Below are 20,765 nucleotides of genomic sequence, written 5' to 3' on the forward strand. Positions count from 1 at the left end.
CTCATGTCTCGGTCGCGCACCGCGTCGCCTGCCACGCGAGCAGGCGCCAGTGGCCCTGCTCATGCGTGTGGACGGCCGTATAGGCGATCGGAAACACCAGCCCGCCGTTGTTCGTTTCCATCTCGATCAACGCGCGCCCGGTGACGACGCAGGTCGCGTCGCCGACGGGCAGCAGGTCCTGCGACTGGATTTCGATCTGGCGATAGCGGCGGCGGCCGGCGACGATGGCGTCGATGAACTGCTGCTTGGTTTCGCGTTTGCCGTTGGTGTGCACGAAGAACACCTTGTCCGACAATTGCGCATCGAGCGCCTCGCCGTCTCCGTCGACCATCGCCCGGAACCGTTCGCGCTCGAGCGCGCGAATCGCATCGACCACCTTCGCCATCGCCTGACTCCTCGGCAACGCGCCCGCCGTGCGCCGGCGTGCGGATCAGAAGTTGTACTGCACGTAGAACTGGTGGAAATTTATACCAGGATTCGGCTCTTTGATACCCGCGTTAGACACATGTTGAAAACGGTAACCGACCTGATACTGTTGCCGTTCTCCGAACTGGGCGCCAACGCCGGCGATGTCCACGAACTGGAACGACGTCGCCAGCGACAGATTGTTGGAGATCGTCGGGGAAGTCAGGAAGCGGATGCCGGCACCGGCCTCGATGAACGGACGCACCTGGCCCGCGCTCTTGATGAAGCGGAACATCGGCTGCGCGCCGAATTCGCCGATGCTGCCATGAACATTGCCGCCCGTGTGCCAGTAGCCGGCGTGCCCTTCCACCACGAACGCGAAGTGCCAGCCGCCGATTTCCCACCAGTTCCAGCCCGGATCCCACACGACGCCGAGATCGCCCTTGTCGATCCCGTGGCGATCGGAAAACCCGCCGCCGGCCTGGATTCCCCATCGATCCGCGAACGCGGCAGCCGATCCGCCCAGCAGCGACGCCGCCAGCAGCGCGTGCAGCGCAAGCCGACTATGGGGCCGGCAATTCTTCTTATTGTTCATCTGACACTCCAACTTTGTGGGTTGAATGGAGCCTTGCCGCAGCGGCCGGGCCCGAGCGAACTGAATGGTATGGTAAAGGACTTTTCGGATCGGCATCGCGAAGCGAAATTGTTTGCTTCCAAAACTACAAAAATCGAAATCGTCTACTGATTACCATCAGAAACAATGGCTTACGGAACTTCCCCCCGCCAGCCCGGTCGCAAATTAGACTATCGACTCGACAAGTTCGATAGAAAACCGGGAACTCGGATGCCCCCGTGCCCTCTAAGGAATTAGCACTCGGATTACGGGAGTGCTAAGATGGGCCCCGGAATCTCATCCGAGACTAGGGGTTTGTCCCTGATTCCAAAGGAGTTTTTTAGTGAGCCACGCCCTGACCCTTCCGAATACCCTGAGCCCGACGCCGGCCAAGGCCGAATCGGCAGGCTCGCTGGCGCTCGCGACTCAATCGATGTTGCCGGGCCAGCTTGGCAACATCGACGCGTATATCCAGGCCGTCAACCGGATCCCGCTGCTGAGCGCCGAAGAGGAACGCCAGTACGCGACCGAATTCCGCGAAGACAACAACCTCGACTCGGCACGCCGCCTCGTGCTGTCGCACCTGCGGCTCGTCGTGTCGATCGCGCGCAACTATCTCGGCTACGGCCTGCCGCACGGCGACCTGATCCAGGAAGGCAACATCGGCCTGATGAAGGCGGTGAAGCGTTTCGACCCGGCGCAAAACGTGCGTCTGGTGTCGTACGCGATCCACTGGATCAAGGCCGAGATCCACGAGTACATCCTGCGCAACTGGCGGATGGTGAAGGTCGCGACGACGAAGGCGCAGCGCAAGCTGTTCTTCAATCTGCGCAGCCACAAGAAGAGCATGCAGGCGATGACGCCGGAGGAAATCGACGGCCTCGCGCAGGAGCTCAACGTCAAGCGCGAAGACGTGACCGAAATGGAAACGCGCCTGTCGGGCGGCGACATCGCACTCGAGGGCCAAGTGGAAGACGGCGAGGAGTCGTACGCGCCGATCGCCTACCTGGCCGATTCGCACAACGAGCCGACCGCCGTGCTCGCCGCGCGTCAGCGCGACATGCTGCAGACGGACGGCATCGCGCAGGCGCTCGAGGCGCTCGACGCACGCAGCCGCCGGATCATCGAGGCGCGCTGGCTGAACGTCGACGACGACGGCTCGGGCGGCTCGACGCTGCACGATCTCGCGGCCGAGTTCGGCGTATCGGCGGAACGCATCCGCCAGATCGAAGCGAGCGCCATGAAGAAGATGCGCACCGCACTCGCCGAATACGCCTGAATCCGCGATTTAGAGCGCTTCACCCAAAACCGCTGCCCGCCCGGCAGCGGTTTTTTTTCGTCTGTCGTTTTTAGCCTCGATCGTGTCTGATTAATCGACCTTGTTGATCGGGTATCGGGCGAATTCCGGCCCCTTCCGCATAACCTTGATCTGCCTCAAGTTTCGACACGCGCTTCGCGACGGTCTGCCGCATCGCCGCACTCGGCATCGGAAAGCCGGCATTTTAAAATTGGCATGTCGGCTCAAAAGGATTAAAACAGCTTAACTGCCGTCATAAATCCGACGTAAAGTCGCCCCAAAACCGATGTAAATCGATTCAGGATAATCACCTTGATCTCGATCAATAAAGCGCCTGCGCCGCGTCCCCCGCAGGCCGCATGCAGCGGCTGGCGCGCCCGCATCGCCGCGTGGGCGCGCGGGCCGACCCTCATGCGCGACATCACGCTGGTGCTGATCGTCAAGCTGATCCTCCTGATGTCGCTCAAATACGCATTCTTCAATCATCCGCAGGCCGAGCACATGTCGCTGCCGCCTGCCGTCGTCGCCGAGAAGCTGCTCTCGGTGCCGGCGCCTGCATCTACCGAGGGAGACCACCATGATAAGTAGCGAAGTCGTCGATCTGTCGCGTCTGCAGTTCGGCATCACGGCGCTCTACCACTTCCTGTTCGTGCCGCTGACGCTCGGCCTGTCCTGGCTGCTCGTCATCATGGAAGCCGTCTACGTGATGACCGGCAAACAGGTCTACAAGGACATGACGCAGTTCTGGGGCAAGTTGTTCGGGATCAACTTCGCGATGGGCGTGACGACCGGCATCACGCTCGAATTCCAGTTCGGCACGAACTGGTCGTACTACTCGCACTATGTCGGCGACATCTTCGGCGTGCCGCTCGCGGTCGAGGGCCTGATGGCGTTCTTCCTCGAATCGACGTTCGTCGGCCTGTTCTTCTTCGGCTGGAACCGCCTGTCGAAGGTCAAGCACCTGATGGTCACGTTCCTCGTCGCGCTGGGCTCGAACCTGTCCGCGCTGTGGATCCTCGTCGCGAACGGCTGGATGAACAACCCGGTCGGCGCCGAGTTCAACTACCAGACGATGCGCATGGAGTTGACGAACCTGTTCGACGTGCTGTTCAACCCGGTCGCGCAGGTGAAGTTCGTGCACACCGTGTCGGCCGGCTACGTGACGGCCGCGATGTTCGTGCTCGGCATCTCGTCGTGGTATCTGCTGAAGAAGCGCGACACCGATTTCGCACTGCGCTCGTTCGCGGTCGCGGCCGGCTTCGGTCTCGCGTCGACGCTTTGCGTGATCGTGCTCGGCGACGAGTCGGGCTATACGACCGGCGAAGTGCAGAAGATGAAGCTCGCCGCGATCGAATCGGAATGGGAAACCCAGCCGGCGCCGGCGTCGTTCACGCTGATCGGCATTCCGAACCAGAAGGAAGAGCGCACCGACTACGCGATCAAGATCCCGTACGCGCTCGGCCTGATCGCGACGCGCTCGATCGACGAGCCGGTGATCGGCCTGCGCGAGCTCGCGAAGCGCAGCGAGGAGCACATCCAGAGCGGGATGGTCGCGTACGGCGCATTGCAGAAGATCAAGCAGGGCGATACGAGCGACGCGACCCGCGCATTGTTCGACCAGCACAAGCAGTATCTCGGCTACGGGCTGATGCTCAAGCAGTTCACGCCGAACGTGACCGATGCGACGCCGGATCAGATCAAGGCCGCCGCGAGGAAGACCATCCCGCCGGTCGCGCCCGTGTTCTTCTCGTTCCGGATCATGGTGTTCCTCGGCTTCCTGTTCCTCGCGACCTTCGTCGCCGCGTTCTGGTTCTGCGCGCGCCGCGAGCTGCTGCAGGACAACCGCCGCTGGTTCCTGCGCTATGCGGTGTGGGCGATCCCGCTGCCGTGGCTCGCCGCGGAATTCGGCTGGGTCGTCGCCGAGCTCGGTCGCCAGCCGTGGACGATCGCGGGCATCCTGCCGACGCATCTGTCCGCGTCCAGCCTGACGTCGACGGACCTGTACCTGAGCCTCGCCGGTTTCATCGCGTTCTACACGGCACTGTTCGTCATCGAGATCAAGCTGATGTTCAAGTACGCGCGCCTCGGCCCGTCGTCGCTGCATACCGGCCGCTATCACCACGAACTCGCCGCAGCCGGCGAGCGTGCCGCGGTTTGAGCACGCCCCCGCAACGGAACAAGGAATCGCTATGGACTATGCAACTCTCAAGCTGATCTGGTGGCTGCTCGTCGGCGTGCTGCTGATCGGCTTCGCCGTCACCGACGGCTTCGACATGGGCGCGACCGCGCTGCTGCCGTTCCTCGGCAAGACCGACGAGGAACGCCGCATCATCGTCAACACGGTCGGCGCGACGTGGGAAGGCAACCAGGTGTGGCTGATCACGGCCGGCGGCGCGATGTTCGCCGCCTGGCCACTCGTCTATGCCGCGTCGTTCTCCGGCTTCTACTTCGCGATGCTGCTCGTGCTGTTCGCGCTGTTCTTCCGGCCGGTCGGCTTCGACTATCGCAGCAAGCGGCCCGACCCGCGCTGGCGCGCGGGCTGGGACTGGGGCCTGTTCGTCGGCGGTTTCGTGCCGGCGCTGGTGTTCGGCGTCGCGTTCGGCAACCTGCTGCAGGGCGTGCCGTTCAAGTTCGACAGCGACCTGCGCGTCACCTACTACGGCGGCTTCTGGGCGCTGCTGAACCCGTTCGCGCTGCTCTGCGGACTCGTCAGCCTCACGATGCTGGTCGCGCACGGCGCGGCATTCATCAAGATGAAGACCGACGGCGTGATCGCACGCCGCGCGTCGATCGCGCTGCGGGTGTCGGCGCTCGTCGCGGTCGTGCTGTTCGTGCTGGCCGGCGTGCTGATCGCGTCGACCATCGGCGGCTTCCACATCACGCACGCCGCGCCGACCGACACGGTCGCGAACCCGCTGCTGAAGGACGTGGCGGCCGGCTCGGGCCTGTGGCTCGCGAATTACGGCGAGTATCCGTGGATGATCGCGGCGCCGGTCGTCGGGATCGCGGGCGGCCTGCTCGCGCTGCTGCTCGCCGGCTCGAAGCAGGAAAAGACGGCGTTCTTCTGCACCGGCCTGATGATCGCCGGCGTGATCCTGACCGCGGGTTTCTCGATGTTCCCGTTCATCATGCCGTCGTCGCTCGACCCGCGCAGCAGCCTGACCGTGTGGGATTCGACGTCGAGCCACATGACGCTGCAGGTGATGCTGTTCGCGGTGATCGTGTTCCTGCCGATCGTCCTGCTCTATACGAGCTGGGTGTACCGCGTGATGCGCGGCAAGGTCACGCACCAGTCGCTCGAAGAGAACAAGCACTCGATGTATTGAACCCGGCCGGGGCGCGCACGCGCCCTCGCCCACCGTTTCGCAAGGAGTCGGATCATGTGGTACTTCAGCTGGATTCTCGGTATCGGCGTCGCGCTGTCGTTCGGCATCGTCAACGCGATGTGGCTCGAAGCGCGGCAGAAGCCGCAGGAAGCGCCGGTGCGCGCACGCCGCGACTGACCGCTCATATGCGGCGGCGGTTGATCGCCCCGCCGCGCGCCATCGGGAACGGAACCTCGCTACGTGCGAGGTTTTTTTCGTCCGAGTCATTCGTTCGGCACGCGCGGCACGTCGATGCCAATGCACGCATCGCAACCGCGCGCCACCAATGAAAAACGGCTTGCGACACACGCGTCGCAAGCCGTTTTCGTTTTACCGACCGGCGGCCCGCATCCGCGAGGCGGATCGGGCCGGTCTCATCGCATCATGCCGGTTGCGGGGCCGCACCGCCGCCCGTCGACGGCAGGCGCGCGCCGATCTGTTCCGCATAGCGCGCCGCCGCGTTGCCGCAGACGATATGGAACGTGTCCGGCGTCACCCATGCGACATCGAGCGCGCCGAGCCGATCGCGATCGACCGCCGCTGCATCGCGCACGACGACGCGCAGGCGCGTGGTCGCGATCGCATCGAGCGATGCGACGTTGGTCGCGCCGCCGAACACCGCAAGCCAACGCAGCGGATCGGGATCGAGCGGACCGGCCGCAGCGCCGGTGACCGGCTGCGCGGCCGCGACCGGGGCCGTCGCCGCGGCACCGGCCGCACCGCTGCCGATCGCCGAACGCATCTCGTCGGCGATGATGTCCGCCTCCGGCCCGATGATCACCTGCACGCTGTTGCCGCCGCGCTTGAGCACGCCGCGCGCGCCGATCGACTTCAGTTCCGGCTCCGACACCTTCTCCGGATCGACGACGCTCAGGCGCAGGCGCGTCGTGCAGGCGTCGACGACCGTCAGGTTGCCCGCGCCGCCGAGCGCGGCGATGTAGCGCTGCGCACGCGGCGCTGCCGCCGCGGCACCGGCCGCCGGTGCGACGAAGCCGCCCGATGCGAACGACTCGGTTGCCGAGTCGGCCGAGGCCGGCTCGCGACCGGGCGTCGCCATGTTGAACTTGCGGATGAAGAAACGGAACAGCCCGTAGTACGCGACGCCGTACGCAATGCCGAGCGGCACCGCGATCCAGCCCTTCGTCGACAGCCCGTAGTTCAGCACGTAGTCGATCGCGCCGGCCGAGAACGTGAAGCCGAGCTTCACGCCGAGGATCTGGCAGATCGCGAGCGACAGCCCGGTGAGCACCGCGTGGATCACGTACAGCACCGGCGCGAGGAACATGAAGCTGAATTCGATCGGCTCGGTCACGCCGGTCAGGAACGACGTGAGCGCCATCGAGAACAGCAGGCCGCCGACCATCGCGCGACGCTCCTTCGGCGCTTCGTGCAGCATCGCGAGACACGCGGCCGGCAGGCCGAACATCATGATCGGGAAAAAGCCGGCCATGAAGGTGCCCGCGGTCGGATCGCCCGCGAAGAAGCGGTGCAGGTCGCCGTGCACGAGCTCGCCGCCGGCCGGCGGCGTGAAGTTGCCGAACACGAACCACGCGAGCGAGTTGATGATGTGGTGCAGGCCCGTGACGAGCAGCAGGCGGTTCAGGAAGCCGAACACGAACGCACCGATCGCGCCCGCCGTCGTCAGCCACTGGCCGGCCGCGTCGATCAGATGCTGGACCGGCTGCCACACGTATCCGAACACGATGCCGAGTACCACGCACACGAGCCCGGTGATGATCGGCACGAACCGCTTGCCGCCGAAGAACGCGAGGTAGTCGGGCAGCTTGATGTCCTTGTAGCGGTTGTACAGCAAGCCCGCAACGACACCCGCGATGATCCCGGACAGCACGCCCATGTTCAGCTTGGGATCGATGTCCTTCATGATCGCGGTTTCGATCAGGTAGCCGATCGCGCCCGCGAGTGCCGCCACGCCGTTGTTGTCCTTCGCGAAACCGACCGCCACGCCGATCGCGAACAGGAGCGGCAGGTTGTCGAAGATCGCGCCGCCGGCGTCGGCGATCATCTTGATGTTGAACACGTCCGGCTGCCCGAGCCGCAGCAGGATGCCGGCGACCGGCAACACCGCGATCGGCAGCATCAGCGCCCGGCCCAGGCCCTGTATCTTCAGAAACGGATTCCCGTCCATTCAATCCTCCAATCCATGTCTCGTCATTAAGCGTCGTTGACCTAATTGCTTGCGTAGTGAAACGGGTCGCGCGCCCGCCGTCGACGTTCAGTCGAGCGGCCAGACCTCGCGGCTTGCTGCCCTTACCGCCTGTGCCGAGTCGAGTGCGAGCAGATCCTGCGCACGCTGGCGACACAGCTGGTAATCGAGACGGCGCACGCGCGCCTTGATGCCCGGCACCGACACCGGGTCGACCGACAGTTCGGTCACGCCGAGGCCGACGAGAATCGGCACCGCGAGCGGATCGCCGCCCAGCGCGCCGCACACGCCGACCCACTTGCCGTGCTTCGCGGCGCCGCGCACCGCGATGTCGATCAGGCGCAGCACGGCCGGATGCAGGCCGTCGGACTGCGCGGCCAGATCGGCCTGGCAGCGATCCATCGCGAGCGTGTACTGCGTCAGGTCGTTGGTGCCGATCGACAGGAAATCCGCGTGCTGCGCGAGCTGGTCGGCGAGCAGCGCCGCCGACGGCACCTCGATCATCACGCCGACCTCGATCGGCTCGGTGCGGCCCTGCGCCCGCGCGAATTCGTCGATGCGCTGGCGCAGCCGCACGAGTTCCCCGGCATCCGTCACCATCGGCAGCAGGATGCGCACCGCGCCGAACGGCTTCACCGCGAGCAGGCCCTGCAGCTGATCGTCGAGCAGATCGGGGCGCACCTGCGCGAGGCGGATGCCGCGCAGGCCAAGCGCCGGGTTCGGCTCGGGCGGCAGCGTCAGGTAGTCGACTTCCTTGTCGGCGCCGACGTCGAGCGTGCGGATGATCGCCGTGCGGCCCTGCAGCGCATCGACGATCGACTGGTAGCTCTGCTGGTGCTCGACGACGCTCGGCGCGGTCTGGCGATGGATGAACATCAGCTCGGTGCGCAGCAGGCCGACCGCGTCCGCGCCGTTGTCGACTGCGGTGTTCGCGTCGTCGAGCGTCGCGATGTTCGCGGCGACCTCGATCGCGCGGCCGTCGACCGTCGCGGCGGCGGCGCCGGCCAGCTGCCGGTTCGCTTCGCGCACGCCGTCCAGGCGCTGGCGCTCGTGGCGCGCGCGTTCGACGTCGAGTGCGGTCGGTGCGTGTTCGAGACGGCCCGCGCTCGCATCGACGACGACCTGCGTGCCGTCGGGAATCGCATACAGCGCGTCGCCGACCGCGACGAGCGCCGGAATGCCGAGCTGGCGCGCGATGATCGCCGCATGCGACGTCGCGCCGCCGCGCGCCATCACGAGCGCGGTCACGCGCTGGCGATCGAGCGACGACAGGTCCGACGGCGTGAATTCCTCGGCGGCGAGCACGGCCTCGGCGGGCAGCGTGCGGGTCGCGCCGCTCGTGTGGCCGAGCGCGCGCAGCACGCGCTTCTCGATGTCGCGCAGGTCGGCCGCGCGCTCGGCAAGCAGCGCATCGTCGAGCTTCGACAGCGTGTCGATCTGCGCACGAATCGTCGCGCGCCACGCGAAGCCCGCGCTCTTGCCGAGGCTGATCTGGTCGCGCGCCGCGTCGACCAGCGTCGGGTCTTCGAGCAGCACGCGATGCACCGCGAAGATCCCCGCCTCGCCGACCGCGCCGCGCGCCGATGCGTTGCGCACCGTTTCGTCGAGCTCGGCGTCGACCGCCGTCAGCGCCTGGTCGAGCCGGCGGCTTTCCGACGCGGGCGTGCCGCTCGCCTGTTCGGGCGGCACGATCTCCGCATCGTCGAGACGCACCAGCGTGCCGACCGCGATGCCGGGCGCCGCGCACACGCCCGCGAGCGTGTTCGGATCGAGTGTCGCGCCGGTGTCGTGCACGATCGGCTGCGGTGCGGGCGAACGCAGCCGCGCCGGCTTCTCCTCGACTTCGCCGTGCGCTTCGCGCAGCAGCTCGTGCTCGACCGCGTCGACGGCCTGCTGCGCGTGCGCGCCGCGACCGATCAGCTCGATCGTCGCACCTTCGCCGGCGCCGAGGGCGAGCAGGCCCACGACGCTCGCGATCGACGCCTTGCGGCCGTCGAACTGCACGTCGACCGTCGCGTCGAAGCCGCGCACGGATTCGCGTGCGCGTGCGGCCGGCCGGGCATGCAGGCCGCCCGGCTGCGTCAGCACGAGTTCGCGACGCACTTCGTTCATCGCCGCAGCGCCGGCCTGCGCCGCCTGCGCGGCCGCTTCGCCCTTGCCGCGCAGCGTCAGGAGCGGCGTCTCGCCGGCCGTCGCGAAACCGCTCGCGCGCTCGACGACGTCGAACGCGTCGGAGTTCGCGATCGCGATCACCGAAACCAGCGAATGCGCGCTGCGCGCGACCGCGTCCTGGTCGAACTCGATCAGCAGGTCACCCGCCGCGACGCGTGCGCCGGCTTCGACGTGGGCGGTGAAGCCCTGCCCGTTCAGCTCGACGGTGTCGATGCCGATGTGCAGCAGCACTTCCGCGCCTTGCGGCGTCGTGATCGTCACCGCATGCCCGGTGCGCGCGAGATGCGACACGACGCCGGCGCACGGCGCGACGAGCTGGCCCGCGAGCGGGTCGATGCCGATGCCGTCGCCGAACATCCCGCCGGAGAACACCGGATCGGGCACATCGGCCAGCGCGACGATCGGCCCGGTCAAGGGGCTGAGCAGGACGATCTGATCATGGGTGGAACTCTTCAACTGGGACTCCTCGGCGCGTCTCATCGGCTGTCTCGGCTATCAGTGCGTTTCGGTGACTTTGTTCAGGTGGCGCGGCGTGTCGGGATTGCGGCCGCGCGCGACGGCGAGTTCCGCCGCCATCACGTAGAACGAGAGAATGGCGGCGATCGGGTCGAGCGCCGAATGGGCGGACTGCGCGAGCGGCAAGGTCGCGCCGGGCGTGCCGGCCGGCGCCGCGAGCAGCACGGCCGCGCCGCGTGCGCGCATGTCCTGCGCGAGCTGCAGCAGCCCGGCCTGCTCGGGCCCCGGCGGCGCGAACACGAGCAGCGGATAGTCGCGGTCGATCAGCTCCATCGGGCCGTGACGGACTTCGGCGCTCGAGAATGCCTCGGCCTGGATGCCGGAGGTTTCCTTCAGCTTCAGCGCAGCTTCCTGCGCGATCGCAAGCCCGAGGCCGCGGCCGATCACGATCATCCGCTCGATGCCCGCGAGCGCGGCGACGGCCGGCGACCAGTCGAGCCGGCCGGCTTGCGCGAGCACGTCGGGCAGGCCGCGCAAGGCCGTCATCAGCGCGGCGTCGCGCTGCCAGTACGCGACGATCTGCGCGGACAGCGACAGCATCGCGATGTAGCTCTTGGTCGCGGCGACCGACAGCTCGGGGCCGGCGAGAAGCGGCAGCTGGTGCTCGCACGCGTCGGCGAGCGGCGACGGCAGCACGTTGACGGCGGCGACGGTGCGCGCGCCGGCTTCGCGCAGCGCGGCCATCGTGTTGACGAGATCGGGGCTCTTGCCCGACTGGGAGAATGCGAGCGCGAGCTGGTCCTGCACCTTCAGCGGCGCCTGCTGCAGCGTGGCGACCGACATCGGCAGCGACGCGACCGGCACGCCGAGGCGGCTCATCGTCAGGCTCGCGAAATAGCTGGCGGCGTGATCCGAGCTGCCGCGCGCGACCGTCAGCGCGACGGCCGGCGGGTGATCGAGCAGTTGCGCGGCGAGCGTTTCGACGCGCGTGGTGTCGGCGAGTTGCGCGGCGACGACCTGGGCGGACTCGCGCGCTTCCTTAAGCATATTCGACAATCGATTCTCCTTCGACGTAGGTCGCGGTGAGGTTCAGGTCGCGATCGAACACGACGAGGTCGGCCCATGCGCCGCGCTCGAGGCGGCCGCGATCGGTGACGCCGAGGTAGTCGGCCGCATAGCGCGACATCCGGTTCGACACGTCGGCGATCGGCAGGCCGAGCGACACGAGGTTGCGCAGCGCCTGGTCCATCGTCAGCGTGCTGCCGGCGAGCGTGCCGTCGGCGAGCCGCACGCCGCCGAGGCATTTCGTCACGTGCTGGCTGCCGAGCCGGTATTCGCCGTCGGGCATGCCGGTCGCGGACGTGCTGTCGGTCACGACGTACAGGCGCGGAATCGCGCGCAGCGCCGCCCGAATCGCGCCCGGATGCACGTGCAGCAGATCGGGGATGATTTCCGCGTATTCGGCATGCGCGAGCGCGGCGCCGACCAGGCCCGGGTTGCGGTGATGCAGCGGCGACATCGCGTTGAACAGGTGCGTGAAACCACACGCGCCGTGCTTGAGCGCGGCGACGGCGTCGTCGTAGGTCGCGAGCGAGTGGCCGAGCTGCACGCGCACGCCGCGCGCGGCCATCTCGCCGATGATCTCGATGTGGCCGGCGATCTCCGGCGCGAGCGTTACGACGCGGATCGGCGCGATCGACAGGTACTTCAGCACTTCGTCGAGCACGGCCGACACGGCCGCGTCCGGCTGCGCGCCGAGCTTGCCGGGGTTGATGTACGGCCCTTCGAGGTGCACGCCGAGCACGCGCGCGCCACCCTGCGTGCGGGTGCGGGCGACGGTGCCGAGGTTCGCGACGACCTGCATCAGTTCGTCGCGCGGCGCGGTCATCGTCGTCGCGAGCAGGCTCGTCGTGCCGAACTGCGCGTGCGTGCGCGCGATCGTCTCGATCGCGTCGCCGCCTTCCATCACGTCGGCGCCGCCGCCGCCGTGCACGTGCAGGTCGATGAAGCCGGGCAGGATGTACGGCGCGTCGTTCTTCGCGGGATCGGCGGGCGTGCCGTCGAGCGTGGTGATGCGGCCGTTCTCGCTGTCGAGCGAGCCGTGAATCCAGCCGTCGGGGGTGAGGATGTTTCCAGTCAGCATGACGTTTCTCTTGATGATCTGGTGACGCGGACATCCGCGTCGCGATTTGCAAATGCGTTGCGCTTCGTTGCACATGGCGCGCGGGCAGTCTCGCGCGTCAGCGTTTCAGTTCGGCGACGAAGTCGTAATAGTCGTCGCGGCAATACGTTTCGGTCACTTCGATCGCGCGCTGGTCGACGCCGTAGCCGATGCGCGTGATCACGAGCAGGGCCGAGCCCGGCTTCACCGCCATCCACTTCGCGATGTCGTGCGTCGCGTTCGACGCGCGAAAGTGCTGCAGCGCGCGCACGACGGTCATCCCGCGGGCGTCGAGGTATTCGTACAGCGACGCGCCGAGTGCCTGCGGATCCGGCACCGCCGCGGCCGGCAGCGTCGAATGCTCGACGGCCATCACGATGCCGTCCGCGCGGCGCAGCCGCTCCAGCCGCGCGACCGTCGCGCCCGGCGCGAGGCCGAGACGCGTGATCTCGTCGCGGCGCGCGGCGCGCAGCGTGCGCGACAGCCACACCGAATCGGGCACGAAACCGCGCTGCTGCATCTTCGCGGTGAAGCCGACGAGACGCGACAGCGGATCGGCGACGCGCGGCGTGATGAAGCTGCCCGCCCCGCGCGCCCGCTTGATCAGCCCCTGCTCCACCAGCAGCGCGAGCGCACGGCGGGCCGTGATCCGCGACACGCCGACCGACCCCGACAGCAGCCGCTCCGACGGCAGCGCCTCGCCGGCGCGCCATGCGCCGGCGTGAATCGCGCTCGCCAGGTTGCGGGCGAGCTGCAGATACAGCGGCGTGTCGTCGAGGGGATCGGGCGCCAGTTCGGACCAGCCGGTTTCCATGTGCCTCCGGGTGTCGGACGACGATCTCGGACCGTCGAAAGTGAACGCATTATATAACCACAATAATACCAGTCAACGGACTGGTATTAGAGAGGTGAAAATCGCCGGAAGCCTTGCCAGGCAAGCGGTTTAGTAGCGGGAAAGCCTTTGTTTACAACATGATGCAGGATAGGGATTTACCCGGATTGGTATCCAAGGGGACAATTCCGGTGCCGGATTTGACGGGTTTGGGGCGCTGAAAACGATACCTGAATAGAACCAGTTCGGCCGACTGGTATGCATCCGGCGGCGTGCCGGCGCGCCGCGTCAGTGGAACTCGCGGCTCGACGTGCGCAGGCCGCCGAGCAGCGGCGTCAGGTCCTCGAAATGCTGCGCGACGAGGTGCCGCACGTCGCTGACGACCTGCCACACGCCCGACGCCGCGAGCAGCCGCGAATCGAGCGTTTCGCGGCGCTGCCGCGCGAGCAGTTCGGGCCGCACGATCACGTTCACGCAGCCCGTCTCGTCCTCGAGCGTCATGAACATCACGCCCTTCGCGGTGCCCGGCATCTGCCGCGCGATCACGAGCCCGCACGCGCGCGCGAGCCGGCCGTCGGGACGGTCGCGCAACTCGGCCGCGGACGACAGCCGCTGCGCGCGCAACGCGGGCCGCAGCAGCGCGACCGGGTGGCGGTTCAGCGTGAGGCCGGTGGTGTGATAGTCGGCGAGGATGTCGTCGGCTTCCGACGGCGCGCCGAGCACGGGCTGCTCCGTTTCGTCGATCGGCGCGGCGGCGAGCAGGTCGCGTTCGGGGGCCGCGGCGACGGCTTGCCATAATGCATCGCGGCGATGGCCGGCGAGCGTCGCGAGCGCGTTCGCGGCGGCGAGCGCTTCGAGATCGCGCCGTTCGAGCTGCGCACGGCGCGCGAGCGCGTCGACGTTCTCGAACGGGCCGGCCGCGCGCGCGGCCTCGATGCGCCGCGCGGCGGCCTCGCCGAGACCGCGCACCAGCGACAGGCCGAGCCGCACCGCGGGCTGGCCGTGCGGCGGCGGCTGGCCGGGCAGCGCTTCGAGCGACGCTTCCCAGCCGCTGCGCGTGACGTCGGCCGGAAACACCTTCACGCCGTGACGCTTCGCGTCCTGCACGAGCTGCGCGGGCGCGTAGAACCCCATCGGCTGGCTGTTCAGCAGCGACGCGACGAAGATCGCGGGTTCGTGGCATTTGAGCCAGCTGCTCGCGTACGCGAGTTTCGCGAAGCTGGCCGCGTGGCTCTCGGGGAAGCCGTATTCGCCGAAGCCCTTGATCTGCTCGAAGATCTGCTCGGCGAATTCGCGCGTGTAGCCGCGTTCGAGCATGCCGTCGACGATCTTGTCGTGATACGGGCCGAGATCGCCCCTGCGCTTCCACGCCGCCATCGCGCGACGCAACTGGTCGGCCTCGCCTGGCGTGAATCCGGCCGCGACCATCGCGATCTGCATCACCTGCTCCTGGAAGATCGGCACGCCGAGCGTGCGAACGAGCACTTCCTTGAGCGCCTCGCTCGGATACGTGACTTCCCCCTCCTCTTCGCCGGCCACGATCCTGCGCCGCTTCAGATACGGATGCACGGCGCCGCCCTGGATCGGCCCGGGCCGCACGATCGACACCTGCACGACGAGGTCGTAGTAGTTGCGCGGCTTCAGCCGCGGCAGCATCGACATCTGCGCACGCGATTCGATCTGGAACACGCCGACCGTATCGGCGCAGCAGATCATGTCGTAGGTTGCTTCGTCATCCTGCGGAATATGCTTCAGCGTGAATGGCTCGCCGTCCTGCTCTGGCCCGCGCCATGCGGTGCGCATGTCGAACGCACGATGCAGCGCCGACAGCATGCCGAGCGCGAGCACGTCGACCTTCATCAGCTTGAGCGATTCGAGATCATCCTTGTCCCACTGAATGACGCGCCGTCCGTCCATCGCCGCGTTTTCTACCGGCACGAGCCGCGTGAGCTTGCCGCGGCTGATCACGAAGCCGCCCGAATGCTGCGACAGGTGGCGCGGAAAGTTGAGCAAGCGCCCCGCGAGTTCGGCCCATGCGCGAATGATCGGCGTGGCCGGATCGAGCCCGGTCGACGCGAATTGCTGCAGCAGGTCGCGGCTGCCGTCGAACCAGCGATGCCCCTTCGCGACGCGATCGACCAGCATCGGATCGACGCCGAGCGCCTTGCCGATTTCCCGCAGCACGCCGCGCGGGCGATACGTCGAAACGGCCGCCGCGAGCGCGGCGCGATGCTTGCCGTATTTTTCGTAGATATGCTGAATGACTTCTTCCCGGCGCTGATGCTCGAAGTCGACGTCGATATCGGGCGGCTCGCCACGTTTCTCGCTGATGAAGCGCTCGAACAGCATCGTGCTCTGGTCGGGATCGACTTCGGTGATGCCGAGGCAATAGCAGACGACCGAGTTCGCCGCAGAGCCGCGTCCCTGGCACAGGATGTTCTGGCTACGTGCGAACTTGACGATGTCGTACACCGTCAGGAAGAACGGTTCGTAGCTCAGCTTCGCGATCAGCGTCAACTCGTAGCCGATCCGCTCCATGACATGAGCCGGCGGCTCCCCGGCATAGCGACGACGCGCGCCCGCCAGGGTTTCCTGTTCCAGATAGCTCGTCGGCGTATGACCTTCAGGCACGATCTCGTCCGGATACTCGTAGCGCAGCGAGTCGAGTTCGAAATCGCACGCATCGAGAATCGCGCAGGTCTCCGCGATCTCGTCCGGCGCAAACAGCTTCGCAATCCGCCCGCGCGCACGCAGATGCTGCTCCGCATTCGGCGCGAGCGCATAGCCGCATTCCGACACCGGCATCCCGACGCGAATCGCCGTCATCACGTCCTGCAGCGGCTTGCATGAACGCCGATGCATCGTCACGTCGCCGAGCGCGACGACAGGTACGCCGCGCCGCTCGCCTGCGTCCCGAATCTCGTCGCGCTGCGGGCCGTCCAGCGCGCGCTGCAACTGCACGAGCCCGAGCCGCGCACGCTCGCCGAAGGTCGCGCGAAACCATGCGACCTGCGCATCGAGTACCTCCGCACGCACCGGATACGTGGGCACGAGAATCGCGAAACAGTCGGGCATACCGCGCAGATGAGCGAAAGCCTCGGGCGGCCTCGACAACATTCTCGACGTCAGCCGGTAGGTTCCCTTCGGCGCCTCCATCCGCCGCCATGAAATCAGCTCGGACAGGTTGCCGTAGCCTTCGCGGTTCTGCGCAAGCAACACGAGCCCGAACGCGCCGGGGCCCGGATCGTGGCCCGGTGCGACCTCATCCGGCGTGACGTCGAAATACGAACCGATGACGAGCGGCAGCCCTTGCGCTTTTGCCGCGACATGCATGCGCGGTGCGCCGGCGAGCGAGCATTCGTCGGTGATCGCGATCCCTCGATAGCCGAGTTCCACCGCGCGCTCGACCAGTTCCTCCGCATGCGACGCGCCATGCAGGAACGAGAAGTTCGAGCGGCAGAACAACTCCGCGTAATCTGGCAGCAAACCGAATTCCGCAACCATCGCCGCTCACCCGAACAGGCCGTGCAGGAACCAGTGCGGTTCGGCCTCGCTCCCCGCCCGCTCCCTGAACACCCAATAGCACGCGCCCTCTTCGTCCTGCGCGACGCAATAATCGCGCGCCACGTGCTGACCGTCGAACCACCCTGCCTCGATCCGTTCGGGCGACGACATCATTCTCAGCGGCGTATGAAATACCGGCCGTTCCCCGCGCATCAGCAACGGCAGCGGCTCGGCCAGCAGCCACGCGGGACGCGGCGGCGCAGCCGGCAGTCCGTCAGCCGGCTTGCCCGCCGGCGCATCGAGCGGCAGCCAGCGGTTCGCGGCCTCGGGCCGATAGTCGGCCACCGGCGCCGCGCGCAGCACGTTATCCGCGCCGAGCCGCGCGACCAGCAGTTCGAACAGCCGCGCGCGCGTCTCGCGCGTGCCGCCCGGCTCGGGGAAGAGATCGTCGGCCGGCGGTGCGACCGATTCGACGCGCGTGGCCTTCAGCCGCACCGCGATCACCGCGGCCGGCAACTCGACGCGCGCGAGCCGCTCGCCGAGCAGCCGCATGAAGTGCGTCTCGTCGCGCACGGGCGCGGCGAACGCGAGTTCGAGCGGCGTCGGCGGCACGGCCTGGCGGCCGCGCTCGTGCTCGAGATCGAGCGTCATCGCGGCCAGCGACAGCTGCCGCGCGGCCAGCCACCCGCAGAGCTGCACGACGAGCCGCCGCGCGGCGAACAGCACGGCTTCCGCGTATTCGACGCGCTCCGGCAATTCGAGCCGTACGTCGAACACGGGCGGCACCGCCATCCACGCGAGCGGCTCGACCGCATCGCCGTACGCACGATCGAGCGCGGCCAGCAGCGCGGGACCGCAGCGCCGCTGCAGCCCCGCGCGCGGCAGGCGGCGCAGATCGGCGAGCGTGCGGCAGCCGAGGCCGTCGAACCAGCCCGCATACGGGCGCGCGTCGGGCAGCAGCACGCACGGCAAACGATCGAGCGTACGAACTAGCGAAGCCGGCCCGGCCACGCGGCGCCGGATACGCGCACGCGCCGACATGCGCGCGAGCAGCCACGCGCCGCGCCCGGTCGGCGCGGCGGACAGGCGCGCCGCATAGCCGAGCGCCGCGAGCGTCGCGCGCACCTGGCGGCACAGCGACGGCAGGCCACCGAACAGGCGCAGGCTCGGACCGACGTCGACGATCAGCGTCGCTTCGTCGTCGAGCGCGACGCACGGCGAGAAGCGCAGCAACGCGAGCGCGACCGCGCGCAGCGCATCGGCCTCGCGGGCGGGATCGCGTTCGACGAGCCGCGTGTCGGGCGAAAGCGTCAGCACGCCGCCGCGCTTCATGCCCGCGCGCACGCCCTGCCGGCGCGCCGGCGCATCGGCAATCAGCACGACACCCTGCTCGAGCACCGCGCAGCCTGCGTCGTCTGCGTCGCCTGCGCCGTCCGCCGCGCCGTCAGACGGCGGCGGGGCGCACACGTCGAGCGGCAGGCGCGGCAGATGGATGCCGAGCAAGACGCGCATAGCGGCTCTCCACGATGGGCGACGGCAAATCGAGTGCGAGCGGCTCGCTGCGCGCGGGCCCGCGACGCTTGACGATGTCGAGCGACACGCCGCCCGGCACCGGATGCAGCGCGACGCGCAGCACGGCCGGCGACGGCTGTTTGGCCGCCGACAGCGGGCGCAGCATCACGAACAGCGTGTCGCCGGTGCGCGCGGCCGCGAGATGCAGGCGGCGCAGCGCATCGGGCCGCGCGTCCTGCCAGAGCAGCAGCGCACCGCAGCAGCCTGTCCTGAGCGCCTGCTCGGCAGCCCACAACGCATCGGTGCGGCTGCCGGCGCGCAGCCACAGCAGCGCGTCGGCCGGCACGCCGAGCGCGGCCAGCGCGGTCGCATGCGGCGACTGCGGCGGCGCGACGAGCGCGAGCGGCCGCCGCGCGTTGACGGTGCGCGCGAGCGCCGGCGCGAGCAGCCGCATCTCGCCGCAGCCCGGCTGCGCGGCCAGCAGTTCGACGAGCCCGCCGACCGGCCAGCCGCCGCCCGGTAGCTCGGCGGACAGCGGCGCGAAACCCGTGTCGATCGTGCGCGAATCGCCGCGCGCGAGCTGCGAGCCGCGCCAGAGCGATGGATGAAGGGATTCGGGAGAAATGGAGGATGCGAGCATGACGCCACCCACAACTGTATGGATATACAGTATATGGCAATGCGTTCATGTCGCACAGTACTAGTACGAAACGGGGGTTTCGTCAGAGGAAAAACGCAGGAAAAGCCGGCGCCCCGTCATGTGACGGCGAGCCGCCCCGGGCGTGGCGGGCGCGTGTCGGCGGAACGACCGCCCGCCGCAATCCTCCGGCTCCGAAGCGACGCCGATCCTGGCGCAACGCGTCAGCCGCCCTTTCCGCTTTACGTTATGCTGTCCGCCGACCCGATCCACACCATCGGAGGGCCTATGAAACGGGGGATCCGTGCGATCGCATGCGCGGCCATCGCGCTAACGCTGCCGGGTGCGGCATTCGCGCTGACCGACGGCTACGCGCAATACGACGACTGCATGCTGGGCGCGCTGCGCGAGAGCCGCAACGGCGTGGCCGCGCAGCTGATCCAGCGCTCGTGCGACGCGCTGTACCGCAACAACGCGATGCTGCTGCCGCGCGAGCGGCGCTTCCACGAGTGCGTCGTGCAGTCGCTGCCGGGCGTGCGCGACAACTACGCGATCCAGCAGATCATGGCGATCTGCTCGCGGCGCGGCGAGATGTGAGCCCGCGCTGAACGCCGCGCGCCGCGCAATGGTCTGCCGGCCGCACCAACGAAAAAGGCCTGCGCGATGCAGGCCTCTTCGTTTCAACGGTCCGACCGGTGTGCGGCGTTCAGAACGACGCAACCATCGAGCCCTTGAACTGCTTCTTGATGAACTCCCGCACTTCCGCCGACTGGTACGCCTTGACCAGCTTCTTCACCCACGGCTGATCCTTGTCCTTCGCGCGCACGGCGATCAGGTTCGCATACGGGCTCGTCAGCGATTCGAGCGCGATCGCGTCCTTGGTCGGCTGCAGGTTCGCGGCGAGCGCGTAGTTCGTGTTGATCACGGCGGCGTCGACGTCCGACAGCACGCGCGGCAGTTGCGCGGCGTCGAGCTCGGAGATCTTCAGCTTCTTCGGGTTCTCGGCGATGTCGAGCACCGTCGCGTTGTTGCCGCCCGTGCCGGCGCCGGCCTTCAGCTTGATCACGCCTTGCGTCTGCAGCAGCAGCAGCGCGCGGTTCTCGTTCGACGGATCGTTCGGCACCGCGAGCTTCGCGCCTTGCGGCAGGTCCTTCAGCGCCTTGAACTTCTTCGAGTACACGCCGATCGGCGAGATGTAGGTCAGGCCCGCGCTGACGATCTTGTAGCCGCGCTGCTTCACCTGGCTGTCGAGGTAGGGCTGGTGCTGGAAGCTGTTCGCGTCGAGGTCGCCCGAGTCGAGCGCCGCGTTCGGCTGCACGTAGTCGTTGAACTCGATGACCTTCACGTTCAGGCCTTCCTTCTCCTTCGCGACCTTCTGCACGACCTGCCACACTTCCGCATCCGGGCCGGCCACCGTGCCGACCTTGATGACCTTGTCCTCGGCGTGCGCGCCCGCCGACAGCGTCAGCGCGGCACCGGTGGCCAGCACGGAAAATACCTTCAGGAGACTGCGACGCTTCATCTGTTTCTCGCTTTCTTGCTAACTGAAAATGGGGCGCGATACGGGTATCCCCGGACTCGCAGGAAGGGGCAAATGGTGTCACAGGATCGGCCGGAAGTGAAATACATCCCGCTCATATGGGTATG

General features: G+C 67.7%; 17 protein-coding genes. 6 read left to right on the forward strand and 11 right to left on the reverse strand.

Annotated features, from left to right (window positions below; all coding sequences use genetic code 11):
• Position 1: 1 nt before the first annotated feature.
• Both U5A56_RS20915 and U5A56_RS20920 read right to left on the reverse strand, forming a co-directional pair.
• On the reverse strand, positions 2 to 385 hold the full coding sequence (locus U5A56_RS20915; RefSeq protein WP_044847482.1) for a nuclear transport factor 2 family protein: 384 nt from the start codon (positions 383 to 385) through the stop codon (positions 2 to 4).
• 45 nt (positions 386 to 430) lie between these two features.
• A complete protein-coding gene (locus U5A56_RS20920; protein ID WP_321924490.1) occupies positions 431 to 1,000 on the reverse strand; it encodes an acyloxyacyl hydrolase in 570 nt (189 codons plus the stop codon).
• Between the two features lie 361 nt (positions 1,001 to 1,361).
• Here U5A56_RS20920 and rpoH point away from each other — a divergent pair, with 361 nt between their 5' ends.
• From rpoH to cydX, 5 genes are all read left to right on the forward strand, one after another.
• A complete protein-coding gene (gene rpoH, locus U5A56_RS20925) occupies positions 1,362 to 2,297 on the forward strand; it encodes an RNA polymerase sigma factor RpoH (protein ID WP_044847484.1) in 936 nt (311 codons plus the stop codon).
• A gap of 330 nt (positions 2,298 to 2,627) precedes the next feature.
• Complete coding sequence (gene cydP, locus U5A56_RS20930; protein ID WP_374692732.1) at positions 2,628 to 2,903, forward strand: cytochrome oxidase putative small subunit CydP; 276 nt, start codon at positions 2,628 to 2,630, stop codon at positions 2,901 to 2,903.
• Positions 2,893 to 4,473 carry a cytochrome ubiquinol oxidase subunit I gene (locus tag U5A56_RS20935; protein ID WP_321924359.1) on the forward strand — a complete coding sequence of 527 codons (1,581 nt, stop codon included), beginning with the start codon at positions 2,893 to 2,895 and terminating at the stop codon, positions 4,471 to 4,473. Before cydP ends, U5A56_RS20935 begins: the two co-directional genes overlap by 11 nt.
• A 31-nt stretch (positions 4,474 to 4,504) precedes the next feature.
• Positions 4,505 to 5,641 (forward strand): cytochrome d ubiquinol oxidase subunit II, encoded by a 1,137-nt coding sequence (gene cydB, locus U5A56_RS20940; RefSeq protein ID WP_044847487.1) that lies wholly within the window; start codon positions 4,505 to 4,507, stop codon positions 5,639 to 5,641.
• Positions 5,642 to 5,695: 54 nt separating this feature from the next.
• Positions 5,696 to 5,818, forward strand: a complete 123-nt coding sequence (gene cydX, locus U5A56_RS20945; RefSeq protein ID WP_006483737.1) for a cytochrome bd-I oxidase subunit CydX — start codon at positions 5,696 to 5,698, stop codon at positions 5,816 to 5,818.
• A 244-nt stretch (positions 5,819 to 6,062) separates the two neighbouring features.
• Here cydX and nagE read toward each other — a convergent pair whose 3' ends face one another.
• The 8 genes from nagE to imuA all read right to left on the reverse strand — a co-directional run bounded on the left by nagE (position 6,063) and on the right by imuA (position 19,121).
• The gene (gene nagE / locus U5A56_RS20950) at positions 6,063 to 7,826 is read right to left on the reverse strand and encodes an N-acetylglucosamine-specific PTS transporter subunit IIBC (protein WP_321924361.1); all 1,764 of its coding nucleotides are present in this window, start codon (positions 7,824 to 7,826) and stop codon (positions 6,063 to 6,065) included.
• Between the two features lie 87 nt (positions 7,827 to 7,913).
• Positions 7,914 to 10,496, reverse strand: a complete 2,583-nt coding sequence (gene ptsP / locus U5A56_RS20955; RefSeq protein ID WP_321924363.1) for a phosphoenolpyruvate--protein phosphotransferase — start codon at positions 10,494 to 10,496, stop codon at positions 7,914 to 7,916.
• A 15-nt stretch (positions 10,497 to 10,511) separates the two neighbouring features.
• Positions 10,512 to 11,519, reverse strand: a complete 1,008-nt coding sequence (locus U5A56_RS20960) for an SIS domain-containing protein (RefSeq protein ID WP_321800779.1) — start codon at positions 11,517 to 11,519, stop codon at positions 10,512 to 10,514.
• Positions 11,512 to 12,615: an N-acetylglucosamine-6-phosphate deacetylase gene (gene nagA, locus U5A56_RS20965; RefSeq protein WP_044849197.1), complete on the reverse strand. Its 1,104-nt coding sequence runs from the start codon at positions 12,613 to 12,615 to the stop codon at positions 11,512 to 11,514. Before nagA ends, U5A56_RS20960 begins: the two co-directional genes overlap by 8 nt.
• A 97-nt stretch (positions 12,616 to 12,712) precedes the next feature.
• A complete protein-coding gene (locus tag U5A56_RS20970; RefSeq protein WP_321924365.1) occupies positions 12,713 to 13,447 on the reverse strand; it encodes a GntR family transcriptional regulator in 735 nt (244 codons plus the stop codon).
• 306 nt (positions 13,448 to 13,753) lie between these two features.
• Positions 13,754 to 16,969, reverse strand: coding sequence for an error-prone DNA polymerase (locus U5A56_RS20975; RefSeq protein WP_321924367.1), 3,216 nt, complete (start codon positions 16,967 to 16,969; stop codon positions 13,754 to 13,756).
• A gap of 6 nt (positions 16,970 to 16,975) precedes the next feature.
• On the reverse strand, positions 16,976 to 18,481 hold the full coding sequence (locus U5A56_RS20980; protein WP_321924369.1) for a DNA polymerase Y family protein: 1,506 nt from the start codon (positions 18,479 to 18,481) through the stop codon (positions 16,976 to 16,978).
• Positions 18,414 to 19,121, reverse strand: a complete 708-nt coding sequence (imuA, locus tag U5A56_RS20985) for a translesion DNA synthesis-associated protein ImuA (RefSeq protein WP_321924371.1) — start codon at positions 19,119 to 19,121, stop codon at positions 18,414 to 18,416. The genes U5A56_RS20980 and imuA overlap by 68 nt, the downstream gene beginning before the upstream one ends.
• Before the next feature lie 285 nt (positions 19,122 to 19,406).
• On the opposite strand from imuA, the gene U5A56_RS20990 reads away from it, so the two are divergent.
• Positions 19,407 to 19,715, forward strand: a complete 309-nt coding sequence (locus U5A56_RS20990; protein ID WP_321924373.1) for a VF_A0006 family four-cysteine protein — start codon at positions 19,407 to 19,409, stop codon at positions 19,713 to 19,715.
• A 109-nt stretch (positions 19,716 to 19,824) separates the two neighbouring features.
• On the opposite strand, the gene U5A56_RS20995 is transcribed toward U5A56_RS20990, so the two are convergent.
• The gene (locus U5A56_RS20995; RefSeq protein ID WP_257773566.1) at positions 19,825 to 20,640 is read right to left on the reverse strand and encodes a MetQ/NlpA family ABC transporter substrate-binding protein; all 816 of its coding nucleotides are present in this window, start codon (positions 20,638 to 20,640) and stop codon (positions 19,825 to 19,827) included.
• Positions 20,641 to 20,765 lie beyond the last annotated feature (125 nt).

The organism is Burkholderia sp. BCC1998 (assembly GCF_905339875.1).
Lineage (GTDB): Bacteria > Pseudomonadota > Gammaproteobacteria > Burkholderiales > Burkholderiaceae > Burkholderia.

Excerpts from the sequence above, each read along its gene's own strand:
- cydX (WP_006483737.1), top strand. The coding sequence starts at position 5,696 with ATGTGGTACTTCAGCTGGATTCTCGGTATCGGCGTCGCGCTGTCGTTC.
- U5A56_RS20960 (WP_321800779.1), bottom strand. The coding sequence starts at position 11,519 with ATGCTTAAGGAAGCGCGCGAGTCCGCCCAGGTCGTCGCCGCGCAACTC.
- nagA (WP_044849197.1), bottom strand. The coding sequence starts at position 12,615 with ATGCTGACTGGAAACATCCTCACCCCCGACGGCTGGATTCACGGCTCG.
- U5A56_RS20995 (WP_257773566.1), bottom strand. The coding sequence starts at position 20,640 with ATGAAGCGTCGCAGTCTCCTGAAGGTATTTTCCGTGCTGGCCACCGGT.
- U5A56_RS20920 (WP_321924490.1), bottom strand. The coding sequence starts at position 1,000 with ATGAACAATAAGAAGAATTGCCGGCCCCATAGTCGGCTTGCGCTGCAC.
- nagE (WP_321924361.1), bottom strand. The coding sequence starts at position 7,826 with ATGGACGGGAATCCGTTTCTGAAGATACAGGGCCTGGGCCGGGCGCTG.
- U5A56_RS20935 (WP_321924359.1), top strand. The coding sequence starts at position 2,893 with ATGATAAGTAGCGAAGTCGTCGATCTGTCGCGTCTGCAGTTCGGCATC.
- U5A56_RS20980 (WP_321924369.1), bottom strand. The coding sequence starts at position 18,481 with ATGCGCGTCTTGCTCGGCATCCATCTGCCGCGCCTGCCGCTCGACGTG.
- imuA (WP_321924371.1), bottom strand. The coding sequence starts at position 19,121 with ATGCTCGCATCCTCCATTTCTCCCGAATCCCTTCATCCATCGCTCTGG.
- U5A56_RS20975 (WP_321924367.1), bottom strand. The coding sequence starts at position 16,969 with ATGGTTGCGGAATTCGGTTTGCTGCCAGATTACGCGGAGTTGTTCTGC.
- U5A56_RS20990 (WP_321924373.1), top strand. The coding sequence starts at position 19,407 with ATGAAACGGGGGATCCGTGCGATCGCATGCGCGGCCATCGCGCTAACG.
- U5A56_RS20915 (WP_044847482.1), bottom strand. The coding sequence starts at position 385 with ATGGCGAAGGTGGTCGATGCGATTCGCGCGCTCGAGCGCGAACGGTTC.
- ptsP (WP_321924363.1), bottom strand. The coding sequence starts at position 10,496 with ATGAGACGCGCCGAGGAGTCCCAGTTGAAGAGTTCCACCCATGATCAG.
- U5A56_RS20970 (WP_321924365.1), bottom strand. The coding sequence starts at position 13,447 with ATGGAAACCGGCTGGTCCGAACTGGCGCCCGATCCCCTCGACGACACG.
- cydB (WP_044847487.1), top strand. The coding sequence starts at position 4,505 with ATGGACTATGCAACTCTCAAGCTGATCTGGTGGCTGCTCGTCGGCGTG.